This window comes from Puerhibacterium puerhi (assembly GCF_009846865.1).
Taxonomy (GTDB): Bacteria; Actinomycetota; Actinomycetes; order Actinomycetales; family Cellulomonadaceae; genus Puerhibacterium; species Puerhibacterium puerhi.
In genome coordinates, this window is record NZ_WUWN01000005.1 from 116,194 (window position 1) to 129,953 (window position 13,760).

Sequence of the window (13,760 nt, forward strand, 5' to 3'; positions counted from 1 at the left end):
GTGTCCGGTCGTGCGCCGGGTCAGCGCCGCAGCGAGGGCATGCCGAGCACGACAGGGCCGGACGGCGCCGCGCCGTGGCCGTGGCCGTGCTCGTCCTCGCCGCCACCGAGGCGCGCCACCTCCCGCGCCGCCCACGCGTCGCCCGACCGCGTACGGCGCACGCGGAACGTGCCGCCGCCGAGCGCCGAGTCGGCCAGAAGGTGGTGCGGCGCGGCGTGCGTGACCTCGACCGTCACCATGTCGCCCGGCCGGGGCAGACGGGGGTCGAGGTCGGCGGCCGGGCCGAGGCGCGGGTCGGCCAGCGACTCGGGCGCCTCGGCGACCCCGTGCGGCAGCGTGCCGGCGGGCAGGGCGAAGTGCACCAGGCGGTTGTCGGGCGCACGGCCCGACAGGCGGCGCGTCTCGTCGTCCTTCTTGCCGGAGCCCTCGGCCACGAGCACCTCGACGGTGCGGCCGACCTGCGCGTGCGCCTCCTCCGCGGAGATGCGCTCCTGGAGGGCCAGCAGGCGCTCGAACCGCTCCTGGACGACCTCCTTGGGCAGCTGGCCCTCCATGGTCGCGGCGGGCGTGCCGGGGCGCGGCGAGTACTGGAACATGAACGCCGAGCTGAACCGCGAGGCCTCGACCACGCGCATCGTCTCGAGGAAGTCCTCCTCGGTCTCGCCCGGGAAGCCCACGATGATGTCGGTGGTGATCGCGGCGTCGGGGATCGCCTCGCGCACCCGCTCGAGGATGCCGAGGAACTTGGCCGACCGGTACGAGCGGCGCATCGCGCGCAGGACGCGGTCCGAGCCCGACTGCAGCGGCATGTGCAGCTGGGGCATGACGTTCGGCGTCTCGGCCATCGCCGCGATCACGTCGTCGGTGAACGCCGCGGGGTGCGGGCTGGTGAAGCGCACCCGCTCCAGGCCCTCGATCCGCCCGCACGCGCGCAGCAGCTTGGCGAACGCGCCGCGGTCGCCGAACTCGACGCCGTAGCTGTTGACGTTCTGCCCCAGCAGGGTCACCTCGACGGCGCCGGCGGCGACGAGCGCCTCGACCTCGGCGAGGATCTCCCCGGGTCGCCGGTCGCGCTCCTTGCCGCGCAGGTGCGGCACGATGCAGAACGTGCAGGTGTTGTTGCAGCCCACCGAGATGGACACCCACCCGGCGTAGACGCTCTCGCGCCGGGTCGGCAGCGTCGACGGGAACACCTGCAGCGACTCCGCGATCTCCACCTGCGCCTCGGCGTTGTGCCGCGCCCGCTCCAGCAGCACGGGCAGCGCGTCGAGGTTGTGGGTGCCGAACACGACGTCGACCCAGGGCGCCTTGCCGACGATCTCGCCGCGGTCCTTCTGCGCGAGGCAGCCGCCGACGGCGATCTGCATGCCGGGCCGCTCGGCCTTGATCGAGGCGAGCTGGCCGAGGTTGCCGTACAGCCGTGTGGCGGCGTTCTCGCGCACGGCGCAGGTGTTGATGACCACGACGTCGGCGCGGCTCGCCGCCTCGTCCTCCTTGGTGGCGCGGACATAGCCGGCCTGCTCGAGCAGACCGGCCATGTGCTCGGAGTCGTGCACGTTCATCTGGCACCCGAGGGTGCGCACGACGTACGTCAGGGGCTGGGATGCGGTGGGCGTGGACATCGTTCCTAGGGTACGTTCCCGGGCTCAGCGGTACGGACGGCCGAGGGCCGGCGCCTGTGGCTGTGACCCAGGGCATATCGTTACCGGAACGATGCCAACCGCGTCACGCCAGGTGCCCTTTCGCGAAACATGATGAGGGCATCATGGCCCGCGGCCGATCACCGACTGATGAGGTTGAACGTATGGAAACCGGCGCGCCCGCCCTCGTGGAGCTCAAGGGCGTCAACAAGCACTTCGGCGACCTGCACGTGCTGCGCGACATCGACCTGACGGTGCGCAAGGGCGAGGTGCTGGTCGTCATCGGCCCGTCGGGCTCGGGCAAGTCGACGCTCTGCCGCGCCATCAACCGCCTGGAGACGATCGACGCCGGCGAGATCCGGGTCGACGGCAAGCCGCTGCCCGCCGAGGGCAAGGAGCTGGCCCGGCTGCGCGCCGAGGTCGGCATGGTCTTCCAGTCGTTCAACCTCTTCGCGCACAAGACCGTGCTCGACAACGTCACGCTCGGCCCGCGCAAGGTCCGCGGCACGGCGAAGGCGGCGGCCGAGCAGGAGGCGCTCGACCTGCTCGACCGGGTGGGCGTGAAGAACCAGGCCCGCAAGATGCCGGCGCAGCTCTCGGGCGGCCAGCAGCAGCGCGTCGCGATCGCGCGCGCCCTGGCGATGCACCCGAAGGTCATGCTGTTCGACGAGCCGACCTCCGCCCTCGACCCGGAGATGGTCAACGAGGTGCTCGACGCGATGGTGGCCCTCGCCCGCGAGGGCATGACGATGATCGTGGTCACCCACGAGATGGGCTTCGCCCGCAAGGCCGCGGACCGCGTCGTCTTCATGGCCGACGGCCAGATCGTCGAGGAGGCCGACCCCGACACGTTCTTCACCGCGCCGCGCAGCGACCGCGCGAAGGACTTCCTGTCGAAGATCCTCGTCCACTGACCTCGGGCAGCGCCCGCGACGGCGGGGTCCCCCGACCCTGCCCCACCTGTTTTCCCGCACCATGACAGCTCGAAGGGGACCCATCATGCGAAAGCGCACCACGGGCCTGCTGGCCCTCGCGGCCACGGCCGCTCTGACCCTGTCCGCCTGTTCCGGCGCCGAGGTCGGCGGCTCCGGCGGCGGCGACGCCTCGGCGTCGGGCTCGGCCGGCGGCGACACCATCCGCATCGGCATCAAGTTCGACCAGCCGGGCCTGGGCTACCAGGACGGCGACCAGTACACGGGCTTCGACGTCGACGTGGCCACCTACGTCGCCGAGAAGCTCGGCTACTCGGCCGACCAGATCGAGTTCGTCGAGTCGCCGTCGGCCCAGCGCGAGCAGATGCTGCAGACGGGCCAGGTCGACATGATCTTCGCGACCTACTCCATCACCGACGAGCGCAAGCAGGTCGTCAACTTCGCCGGGCCGTACTTCGTCGCCGGCCAGGACCTGCTCGTCGCGGCCGACAACACCGACATCACGGGGCCGGAGTCGCTCAACGGCAAGAACCTGTGCTCCGTCACGGGTTCGACGTCCGCCCAGCGGATCAAGGACGAGTACGCCGAGGGCGTCAACCTGGTCGAGCGGCCGGGCTACTCCGAGTGCGTCACCGCCCTCACCGGCGGCCAGGTCGACGCCGTCACGACCGACGACATCATCCTGGCCGGCCTCGCGGCCACGCCGGCCAACCAGGGCAAGCTCAAGGTCGTGGGCAACCCGTTCTCGGAGGAGCGCTACGGCGTCGGCATCCCGAAGGACTCCGACCGGTGCGAGGCCATCAACGAGGCCATCGCCGCGATGATCGAGGACGGCTCCTGGGAGGAGGCCGTGTCCAAGAACACCGAGGGCACCGGCTACACCCCCAACGCGGAGATGAACCCGCCGTCGCAGGACGCCTGCGCCTGACGTCGCACCGCGGCGGGCCGCCCCAGCGGGCGTCCCGCCGCGGCCTGCGTCCCCTCCAGCCCGCCCCCCTCCACCCCGTCGAAAGGTGACCGGTGGACGACGACTACCTGTCCGGATTCACGGCGCTGCTCGTCCAGTACGACGTGCTCGGCGCCTTCTGGACGAACATCCAGCTGACCTTCTTCGGCGCACTGCTCGCGCTCGTGGTCGGCACCGTCCTGGCCGTGATGCGCATCTCCCCGCTGCCCTCGCTCGCGTGGGCGGGCGGCGCCTATGTCAACATCGTGCGCAACACGCCGCTGACGGTCATCATGACGTTCCTCGTGCTCGGGGCGTGGACCCAGCTCGGCCTCAGCCTCTCGACGAACTTCACCTGGAACTTCTTCTGGTTCGGGGTGGTGGGCCTGGGCTTCTACCACGCGTCGTTCGTCTGCGAGGCGATCCGCGCCGGCGTCAACACCGTCCCCGTGGGCCAGGCCGAGGCGGCGCGCGCGATCGGCCTGCCGTTCCTGTCGGCCGCGCGCCTGGTGATCCTGCCGCAGGCCTTCCGCGGTGCGATCGCCCCGCTCGGCAACACCCTCATCGCCCTGCTGAAGAACTCGACGGTCGCGGCCGCGGCGTCGGTCACGTGGGAGACCTCGAGCGTCATGAAGACGATGATCGAGTTCCAGCCGAACTACATCTGGGAGATCTTCCTGACCTTCGCGATCGGCTACGTGATCCTCGTGATCCCGATCGGCCTGCTGACCACCTGGATGTCCAACCGTCTGGCGGTGAAGCGATGAGCTCCTCGGTCCTCTTCGACGCGCCGGGCCCGCGCGGCCGCCGGCGTCAGACCGTCGGCAACGTCGTCGGTGTCGTGGTGGTGCTCGGCGTCCTGGCCTGGATGCTCGTCGTGCTGAACACCAAGGGTCAGTTCTCGGCCGACCTGTGGCAGCCCGCGCTCGACGCGCGCGCCTGGCAGTCGTACTACGTGCCCGGCCTCGTCAACACGCTGCGGGCGGCAGCCTTCGCCACCGTCGGGGCGGTGGTCTTCGGCATCGTCTTCGGCATGGGCAGGCTGTCGCACCTGCGCGCCGTTCGGTGGGTCTCCTCGGTCGCCGTGGAGTTCTTCCGCGCCGTCCCGGTGCTGATGATGATGATCTTCTTCAACGCCCTGTTCGGTTTCTTCTTCCGCGAGGTCGTGGCCGAGCCGGCGTTCACCGCCGTGGTGGTGGCGCTGATCCTCTACAACGGGTCGGTCATCGCCGAGCTGGTCCGCTCGGGCGTCAACAACCTGCCCCGGGGCCAGGGCGAGGCGGGCCTGTCGATCGGGCTGACCCGCGGTCAGACGCTGCGCTCGGTGCAGCTCCCCCAGGCGCTCATCGCCATGCTGCCCGCGGTGGTCTCCCAGCTCGTCGTCGTGCTCAAGGACTCGGCGCTCGGCCAGCTCATCGCCTACGGCGAGCTGCTGCGCTCCGCCCAGGTGCTGCAGTCGGGATCCGGCAACCCGCTGCAGACGCTGTTCGTCGCCGCGGTGCTGTTCATCCTGCTCAACGCCCTGCTGTCGTGGGTGGCACACCGCCTGGCGCGGCGCCTGTCGAGCCGCACCTCCGGCCGCACGGACGAGGGCCCGGGCATCGGCCCCAGCATCGCGATGCGCGCCGGCGGCGGGATCCCTCAGACCTGACCGGCCCGGCGGGCAGCGCGCCGAGGGCCTCCGACCGCACGCCGGTCGGAGGCCCTCGGACGTCCGCAGCCCCGCTCACCGGCCGGCGCGGGACCGGGCACGGCGATCGAGCCGATCACTCCAGGTCGGCGAGGTCCTCGGTGTCCTCGCCCTCGGCCGCCAGCGCCTCGCGCACCGCGGCGAACGCGACGCCCGCGCCGTAGCCCTTGCGGGCGAGCGCGGCCGCGGCGCGGCGCACGCGCACGTCGCGGTCCAGCCCGCGGGTGCGTGCGACGAGCCGGCGGGCGAGCGCCTCCGCCGTGACGCGCTCGTCCTCCGGCTCCACCTGCTCGAGCGCCTCAGCGGCGGTGTCGTCGTCGATGCCGCGCCGGCGCAGCTCGACGGCGATGGCCCGGCGCGCGAGGCCCCGCTCGGCGTGGCGCGTGCGCACGATGAGGTGCGCGTAGCCCGTGTCGTCCACGAGGCCGACCTCGTCGAACCGGTCCAGCAACGGTCCGACGACCTGCTCGGGGTACCCCTTGCGCGCGAGCGACTGCTCGAGCTCGTGGCGGCTCTTGGGCGCCGCGGTGAGGATCCGCAGCACCGTCTCGCGGGCAAGCTCCGCCGCCTCGTCAGCGCTGATCTCGCCGGCCTCCAGCTTCTCGGCGACCGTGCGCCGCGGCGCGCGCGGAGCGCGGTGCCCGCGCTCGTCGTCGCCACGACGACCGGGGCGGCCGCGACGCTTCCCCACGCCGCGACCGCCCCGGTCGTCCTGCTCGTCCGGCCCGAAAGGCTCGTCCGTCATGTCGCGCCCGTCCGTCAGAACGGCGCCTTCTTGCCCTTGCCGGCACCAGCGCCGACCGGCACGGGCGCGGCCGCAGCGTCGGCGGGCGCCGGGGCGCCGGCCGCGACCTCGTCGGCGGGCGCGTCGACCCGCGCGCCGACGCCGAGCTTCTCCTTGATGCGCTTCTCGATCTCGTTGGCGAGGTCGGGGTTGTCGCGCAGGAACTTGCGGGCGTTCTCCTTGCCCTGGCCCAGCTGGTCGCCCTCGTAGGTGAACCACGATCCGGACTTGCGGACCAGGCCGTGCTCCACGCCCATGTCGATGAGGCCGCCCTCGCGGGAGATGCCGACGCCGTAGAGGATGTCGAACTCCGCCTGCTTGAACGGCGGGGCCATCTTGTTCTTGACGACCTTGACGCGGGTGCGGTTGCCGACCGCGTCGGTGCCCTCCTTGAGGGTCTCGATGCGGCGGATGTCCATGCGCACCGAGGCGTAGAACTTCAGCGCCTTGCCACCCGTCGTCGTCTCCGGCGAGCCGAAGAAGACGCCGATCTTCTCGCGCAGCTGGTTGATGAAGATCGCGGTGGTGCCCGAGGCGTTGAGCGCGCCGGTGATCTTGCGCAGCGCCTGGGACATGAGGCGAGCCTGGAGGCCCACGTGGCTGTCGCCCATCTCGCCCTCGATCTCGGCCTTGGGCACCAGGGCCGCGACCGAGTCGATGACGATGATGTCGAGCGCGCCCGAGCGGATCAGCATGTCCGCGATCTCGAGCGCCTGCTCGCCGGTGTCCGGCTGGGAGACCAGCAGCGCGTCGGTGTCCACCCCGAGCTTCTTGGCGTACTCCGGGTCGAGCGCGTGCTCGGCGTCGATGAACGCCGCGATGCCGCCGGCGCGCTGCGCGCTGGCGACCGCGTGCAGGGCGACCGTCGTCTTGCCGGAGGACTCGGGGCCGTAGACCTCGATGATGCGGCCGCGGGGCAGGCCGCCGATGCCGAGGGCGACGTCGAGCGCGATGGACCCGGTGGGGATCACCTCGACGGGGGCGCGGGTCTCGTCGCCGAGCCGCATGACCGAGCCCTTGCCGAAGCTGCGGTCGATCTGGGCGAGCGCGGCCTCGAGGGCCTTGTCGCGGTCTGCCGGTGCGGGCATGTCACTCACCTTTGCGTTCGGGGCGCGGCGGGTCCGCGCCGGCTTCTGTGTCTGCGAGCTCATCGGTTCAGGACCGTACGCGCAGCCACCGACACGAGCGCCTGCTCCGGCCCCCGCCTGTCGACGAGGTTCCAGAACCCGTGCCTGTGCACCACTCTAGCCGAACATCTGTTCGATCGACAGGGGTCTGCCAGGTGTGTCGTGCCGGACACCGGTGGCGCCACGCGCGCACTGCGGGCCTGCGACGGGGATGCGACGTGGACCCGGCGAGGTCGGCACGTGGCCACCGCGTCGACGGGGGCCAGGGGCGGCAGGGGGTCGGCACGGGGCCCGCCGCCGGACGCGGCGGCGGTCAGCGGCTGGGCGGCGGCGCCTGCCGCTCGATCCCCCGGCCCCAGCGCTCGGCGTCCGGCACGTCGAGGGCGTCGCACAGCGCGTGCCAGACGTCGCGGGGCTGCAGGCCCGCCTCGAGCGCCTGCACGGGGGTGCGGTCGCCGAGCCGGGGCAGCACCTGCTCACGCACGAGCGAGCGCCCGTACGCCGGCCCGAAGACCTCGTCGACCAGCTGCCAGAACTCCCGCTCGCGCACGCCCCCAGCCTCGCACGACGGTCAAGGCGGCCCGGCGGCGCCCACCCCGCGCCTGTCGGTGGCCGGCGGCAGAATGACCGGGTGACCACGCCCGACACGCCCGACGCGCCCGACCCGCTCGCCCGGTTCGGCCCCGCCACGCGCGAGTGGTTCCGCGGCGCGTTCGAGGGCCCGACGGCGGCCCAGGCCGGCGCGTGGGACGCCGTCGCCGCGGACCGGCACGCCCTGGTCGTGGCGCCGACCGGCTCGGGCAAGACGCTGGCCGCCTTCCTCTGGGCGATCGACCGGCTGCACCACGAGCCCGTGCCGGAGGACCGCTCGCGCCGGTGCCGGGTGCTGTACGTCTCCCCGCTCAAGGCGCTGGCCGCCGACGTGCAGCGCAATCTGCGCTCCCCGCTCACGGGGATCCGGCAGGCCGCCGCCCGCCTCGGGCTCGAGACGCCCGAGATCACCGTCGGCATGCGCACGGGCGACACCCCGACCGCCGAGCGCCGGTCCTTCGCCACGCGCCCGCCGGACGTGCTGGTCACCACCCCCGAGTCGCTCTTCCTGGTGCTGACCTCGCAGGCGCGCGCCGGCCTGCTCGGGGTCGAGACCGTGATCGTCGACGAGATCCACGCCGTGGCCGGCACCAAGCGCGGCGCGCACCTGGCCCTGACGCTCGAGCGGCTCGACGCCCTGCTGGACCGGCCCGCCCAGCGCGTCGGGCTCTCGGCGACGGTCCGCCCCGTCGAGGCGGTCGCGTCCTTCCTGGGCGGCCACCGCAGCGCGGCCGACGGGGGCCGGGAGGTCGTCGTCGTGCAGCCGCCGGCCGAGAAGCGCTGGGACATCGACGTCGTCGTGCCCGTCCCCGACCTCGCCGACCTCGACGCCGCCGTCGCGCGCAGCGGCCCCGACGACGGCGGCGGCGCGTCCGACCCGGCCGGCGTGCCGGGCGTGCCCGACCTCACCGGCGACGCGACGTCCCCGCTGCGCCGCGCGTCGGTCTGGCCGCACGTCGAGGAGCGCGTGGTCGACCTCGTCGCGGCGCACCGCTCCACCCTCGTCTTCGCCAACTCCCGCCGCAGCGCCGAGCGGCTCACCGCGCGGATGAACGAGACGTGGGCGCAGCGGCTCGGCCTCGCGGTCGACGACCCGGGCGGGGTGTGGGCCGCGCACGCGCCGGGCCAGTCGGGCACCGCCGCGGCCCTCCCCACGGCGCTCCCGGTGCCCGCGAGCGCCCGCGGTGCTGACGTCGTCCCCGGGGCCGACGGCGCCCCAGGCCCCGCCGGCACCGGGTCGCCGACCGACGTCACCACGGACGGCTCCCCCGCCGACAGCACCCTCGTGCTGGCCCGCGCCCACCACGGGTCGATGAGCCGCGCCCAGCGCACCCGCACCGAGACCGAGCTCAAGGAGGGGCGCCTGCCCGCCGTCGTGGCGACCAGCTCCCTGGAGCTGGGCATCGACATGGGCGCGGTCGACCTCGTCGTCCAGGTGGGCGCTCCCCCGTCGGTCGCGAGCGGTCTGCAGCGCATCGGGCGGGCCGGCCACCAGGTGGGTGCCGTCTCGCACGGCGTCGTGTTCCCCACGTTCCGCGGCGACCTCGTGCCGGCCACCGTGGTGACCCGGCGCATGCGCGAGGGGCAGATCGAGTCGCTGCACGTGCCGACCAACCCGCTGGACGTGCTGGCCCAGCAGGTCGTCGCGGCGCTCGCCACCGACGACTGGGACGCCGACGAGCTGCTGGCCCTGTTCCGCCGCGCGCACCCGTACGCGGGGCTCGGCGACGCCACGTGGCGGGCGGTCCTCGACATGCTGGCCGGGCGCTACCCCAGCGAGGACTTCGGCGAGCTGCGCGCCCGCATCGTGTGGTACCGCGCCACCGGCCGGCTGTCCGCCCGGCCCGGTGCGCTGCGCCTGGCCGCCACCAGCGGCGGCACCATCCCCGACCGCGGCCTGTACGGTGTCTACCTCGTGGGCGCCGACGGCGAGGGACAGCGCGGCGGCAAGCGCGTCGGCGAGCTCGACGAGGAGATGGTCTACGAGTCCCGGGTGGGCGACACGTTCACCCTCGGCTCCTCCACCTGGCGGATCGAGGAGATCACCCCGGACCGGGTGCTCGTCTCCCCCGCACCGGGCCTGCCCGGGCGGCTGCCGTTCTGGAAGGGCGACTCGCCCGGCCGGCCCGTCGAGCTCGGTCGCGCCGTCGGCGAGTTCGTGCGCACCACGGACGCGCAGCTCGCCCAGGACCCCGCGGGCGCCCGCGCGCGGCTGCGCGAGGAGGGCCTGGACGACTGGGCGGCGGACAACCTCACGGCCTACCTGCGCGAGCAGCGCGAGGCGACGGGCCGCGTGCCCGACGACCGCACCATCGTCGTCGAGCGGTTCCGCGACGAGCTGGGCGACTGGCGCGTGGTGATCCACTCGCCGTTCGGCGCCCCGGTGCACGCCCCGTGGGCGCTGGTCGTCGCCGCCCGGCTGCGGGAGCGGTACGGGCTCGACGTCGCGGCGATGCACGCCGACGACGGCATCGTGCTGCGGCTGCCCGACCCCGGGGGGTGGGACGCCGGCTGGGACGGCCGGCTGCCGGCCCGCGGCGGGGACGGCGGCGTCGACGGCGACGGCCGGGCCGCGGACGCGCCGTCGGTCACCGCCGAGGACCTGCTGCTCGAGCCGGACGAGGTGCTCGGCGCGGTGCGCGACGAGCTCGGCTCCTCGGTGCTGTTCGCCGCGCGCTTCCGCGAGGCGGCGGCCCGGGCGCTGCTCCTGCCGCGCCGCCGGCCCGACCGGCGCCAGCCGCTGTGGCAGCAGCGCCAGCGCGCGGCCCAGCTGCTGCAGGTCGCGGCGCAGTTCCCGGACTTCCCGATCACCCTCGAGGCGGCGCGCGAGTGCCTCCAGGACGACTTCGACGTCGCGGCGCTGTCCGGCCTGATGGCCGACGTGGCGGCCGGGCGGGTCCGCCTCGTCGAGGTGACGACCTCCTCGCCGTCCCCGTTCGCCCAGGCCCTGCTGTTCGGCTACACCGCGCAGTTCCTCTACGACGGCGACGCGCCCCTGGCCGAGCGCCGGGCCGCGGCGCTGTCGCTCGACCCGGACCTGCTGGCCGAGCTGCTGGGCGAGCAGGGCGCCACCCCGCTGGCCGACCTGCTGGACCCGGAGGCGGTGGAGCGCACCGAGGCGGAGCTGCAGGCGCACGCCGAGACGCGGCAGGCCAAGGACGCCGAGGGGCTGTGGGACGTGCTGCGTCGCACCGGCCCCCACCCGCTCGCGGCGCTGCAGGCGCGCACGCGCGAGGGCGCGCGGGACGACGTCGCCGGCTGGCTCACCGACCTGGAGGCCGCGCGCCGCGTCATCCGCGTGCGGGTCGGCGGACCCCAGGCGACCGACCCGGAGCAGTGGGCGGTCGTCGAGGACGCCGGCCGGCTGCGCGACGCGCTCGGCGTGGCGCTGCCGGTCGGCGTGCCCGAGACGTTCACCGAGCCGGCCGCCGACCCGCTGGGCGACCTCGTGCGGCGACATGCCCGCACGCACGGGCCGTTCCCCGCGGCCGACGTCGCACGCCGGTTCGGGCTGGGCATCGCCGTCGTGCAGCAGGCCCTCGCCCGGCTCGAGGCGCTCGGAGCGCTGGTGCGCGGGGCGCTGCGCCCGTCGTCGCTCGGCGGGACCGGCGACGAGTGGTGCGACCCCGAGGTGCTGCGCACGCTGCGCCGCCGGTCGCTCGCGGCGCTGCGCGCCGAGGTCGAGCCCGTGGAGCCCGAGACGCTCGGAGTGTTCCTGCCGCGCTGGCACGGCGTGGGCGTGCGCGTGGGCGGGACCGGCTCGGCGGGCGGCACGCTGCGCGGCGCGGACGGCCTGCTGCGCGCCGTCGAGCAGCTCGCGGGCGCGGCAGTGCCCGCGTCGGCCCTCGAGACGCTGGTGCTGCCCGCCCGTGTCACCGACTACTCCCCCGCCCTGCTGGACGAGCTGACCACGGCGGGCGAGGTCCTGTGGTGCGGCCACGGGCGGCTGCCCGGCTCGGGTGGCGGCGACGGCATGGTCAGCCTGCACCTGGCCGACGGCGCTCCGCTGACGCTCAAGCGCCCCGACCCCGTCGAGGACGGCGGCCCGCTCGACACCGACCTGCACCGCGCCGTGCTCGACCTGCTCACGGGCTCGGGCGGCTACTTCCTGCCCCGGCTCGCCGAGGTGGCCGGGGCCTCGCAGGCCGCGACGCTCGACGTGCTGTGGGACCTGGTCTGGGCCGGCTGGGTGACCAACGACCGGCTCGGCCCGCTGCGCGAGGCCCTCGGCGGCTCCGGCCGTCAGGGCGGCGGCGCGCACCGCGCCCCGGCCGCCCCGGGCCGGGCCCGGCCGGTACGCCCGTCCCGGTTCGGGCTGGTGCGCCCGACGGCGGCCGCCGCCACCCCGCGCACCGGGGGCGGCCGGTGGTCGGCGCTGCCGGCCGTGGAGCAGGACCCGACGGTGCGGGCGCACGCCCTGACCCAGGTGCTGCTGGACCGGCACGGCGTGCTCACCCGTGCGGTGGCGCCGTCGGAGGGCGTGACGCCCGAGTTCCGCGCTGTCTACCGGGTGCTGCGCGAGCTGGAGGAGCGCGGCGCGGTGCGCCGCGGCTACTTCGTCGAGGGGCTGGGCGGGTCGCAGTTCGCGGTCCCCGGCGCCGTCGACCAGCTGCGCACCGACGCCGCCGACCGCTCCCGGGCGCTCGAGGCGCTGGTCGACGACGCCGGCGCGAGCCTCGGGACCACGCGGCGCGGCGAGCCGGGCGCGGTGCTGCTCGCGGCCACCGACCCCGCCAACCCCTACGGCGCGGCGCTCGCGTGGCCGCGCACCTCCGGGGTCGGCGGGGCCGACGGCGCGGACGGCGACGGCGCCCCGGCGCACCGCCCGGGGCGCAAGGCCGGCGCGGTGGTGGTGCTCGTGGACGGCGAGCTGGCCCTGTTCGTCGAGCGCGGCGGCCGCACCGTGCTGTCGTTCGGCCGCGGCGACGGCGGCGACCCTGCGCGGCTCGCCGCGGGGGCGGCTGCGCTGGCCGCGGCCGCCCGGGCGGGCCGGCTCGGCCGCGTCACCGTGCAGCGGGTGGACGGCGTCCCGGCCCTCGCGGCCGCGCGGGACCGGACGCCGGCCGCCGCCGCGCTGCTCGGGGCCGGGTTCGCGGTCACGCCCCGGGGTCTGCGGCCCGCCGGCTGACGTCGGGCCGGCTGACGTCGGGCCGGCGGGCGGCGGCGGGCGCTGCGTCGGCGGGGGTGGCAGCCTGGTCGCGCCTACGGCGGCGGGCGCGGCGCACGAGGCTGACCACCCACCAGGCCAGGGCGGCGACCACGACGACGATCACGACGGTCTGGAACGTGCCGACCCAGGACTCGATCCGGTGCCACTGGTCGCCCAGCAGGTACCCGGCGCCCACCAGCACGGTGTTCCAGATGCCGCTGCCGACCAGGGTCAGCAGCACGAACCGGCCCAGGCGCATGCGCTCCACGCCGGCCGGGATGGACACCAGCGACCGCACGATCGGCACCAGCCGGCCGATCAGCACCGCCTTGTCGCCGTGCCGGGCGAACCACGCCTCGGCCTTGTCCACGTCCTCCAGCGGGATGAAGCGCACCTTCGCCACCAGGCGGCGCAGCCGGTCGCGGCCGAGCACGGCGCCGAGCGTGTACAGCGCCAGCGCCCCGACCACCGACCCGACGGTGGTCCAGACGAGCACGGGCACCAGCTGCAGGCTGCCCTGGGAGGCCGTGAACCCGGCCAGCGGCAGGATCACCTCGCTCGGCAGCGGCGGGAAGATGTTCTCGAGCGCCACGGCGATGCCCGCCCCGGGCGCGCCCAGGGCCTCCATCAGGCTCACCGCCCAGTCGGCGATCTGCGAGGTCAGGTTCTCGGCCACGGCTCGACCCTAGGGGCACCGCGCCGCGCACGAGCGTCCGGCGCCGGCGGCGCTCGGTCGGGTTCTCGGGAGATCCTGTGCAGGGCCGGCCAGCACCGCAGGCGGGACCGGGCGGAACCCAGCACGGACGCGGGCAGGACGCGGGCAGGACACGGCCCGGACCCGGCCCGGAACCGGCGAGCGGGCCCCGCCAGGACCTGGCGCCGGAGGGGCGTCGAGGAGCGC

The 13,760-nt window shown here is 74.9% G+C and carries 10 protein-coding genes; 5 read left to right on the plus strand and 5 right to left on the minus strand.

The genetic code is table 11. The annotated features are described in order from the left end of the window. Nucleotides 1-20: 20 nt before the first annotated feature. Entirely contained in the window at nt 21-1,622 is a 1,602-nt protein-coding gene (gene miaB / locus GSF02_RS04980; protein WP_159793317.1) for a tRNA (N6-isopentenyl adenosine(37)-C2)-methylthiotransferase MiaB, read from the minus strand. Between the two features lie 182 nt (nt 1,623-1,804). On the opposite strand from miaB, the gene GSF02_RS04985 reads away from it, so the two are divergent. The 4 genes from GSF02_RS04985 to GSF02_RS05000 all read left to right on the plus strand — a co-directional run bounded on the left by GSF02_RS04985 (nt 1,805) and on the right by GSF02_RS05000 (nt 5,169). After that, complete coding sequence (locus tag GSF02_RS04985; protein ID WP_159793319.1) at nt 1,805-2,554, plus strand: amino acid ABC transporter ATP-binding protein; 750 nt, start codon at nt 1,805-1,807, stop codon at nt 2,552-2,554. An 85-nt stretch (nt 2,555-2,639) separates the two neighbouring features. Then, nucleotides 2,640-3,500: a glutamate ABC transporter substrate-binding protein gene (locus GSF02_RS04990; RefSeq protein WP_159793321.1), complete on the plus strand. Its 861-nt coding sequence runs from the start codon at nt 2,640-2,642 to the stop codon at nt 3,498-3,500. Nucleotides 3,501-3,592: 92 nt separating this feature from the next. Then, a complete protein-coding gene (locus tag GSF02_RS04995; RefSeq protein ID WP_235915374.1) occupies nt 3,593-4,285 on the plus strand; it encodes an amino acid ABC transporter permease in 693 nt (230 codons plus the stop codon). Next, complete coding sequence (locus GSF02_RS05000; protein ID WP_159793324.1) at nt 4,282-5,169, plus strand: amino acid ABC transporter permease; 888 nt, start codon at nt 4,282-4,284, stop codon at nt 5,167-5,169. Before GSF02_RS04995 ends, GSF02_RS05000 begins: the two co-directional genes overlap by 4 nt. 115 nt (nt 5,170-5,284) lie before the next feature. On the opposite strand, the gene GSF02_RS05005 is transcribed toward GSF02_RS05000, so the two are convergent. From GSF02_RS05005 to GSF02_RS05015, 3 genes are all read right to left on the minus strand, one after another. After that, a complete protein-coding gene (locus tag GSF02_RS05005; RefSeq protein ID WP_159793326.1) occupies nt 5,285-5,953 on the minus strand; it encodes a regulatory protein RecX in 669 nt (222 codons plus the stop codon). A gap of 14 nt (nt 5,954-5,967) precedes the next feature. Beyond that, a complete protein-coding gene (recA, locus tag GSF02_RS05010; RefSeq protein WP_159793328.1) occupies nt 5,968-7,080 on the minus strand; it encodes a recombinase RecA in 1,113 nt (370 codons plus the stop codon). Between the two features lie 352 nt (nt 7,081-7,432). Continuing rightward, nucleotides 7,433-7,669, minus strand: a complete 237-nt coding sequence (locus GSF02_RS05015) for a DUF3046 domain-containing protein (protein WP_159793330.1) — start codon at nt 7,667-7,669, stop codon at nt 7,433-7,435. Between the two features lie 81 nt (nt 7,670-7,750). On the opposite strand from GSF02_RS05015, the gene GSF02_RS05020 reads away from it, so the two are divergent. Next, nucleotides 7,751-12,838, plus strand: a complete 5,088-nt coding sequence (locus tag GSF02_RS05020; protein WP_159793332.1) for an Lhr family helicase — start codon at nt 7,751-7,753, stop codon at nt 12,836-12,838. Here the strand turns inward: GSF02_RS05020 and GSF02_RS05025 are convergent. Continuing rightward, complete coding sequence (locus GSF02_RS05025; RefSeq protein WP_328798998.1) at nt 12,807-13,535, minus strand: DedA family protein; 729 nt, start codon at nt 13,533-13,535, stop codon at nt 12,807-12,809. The two genes, GSF02_RS05020 and GSF02_RS05025, sit on opposite strands and share 32 nt — an antisense overlap. Nucleotides 13,536-13,760 lie beyond the last annotated feature (225 nt).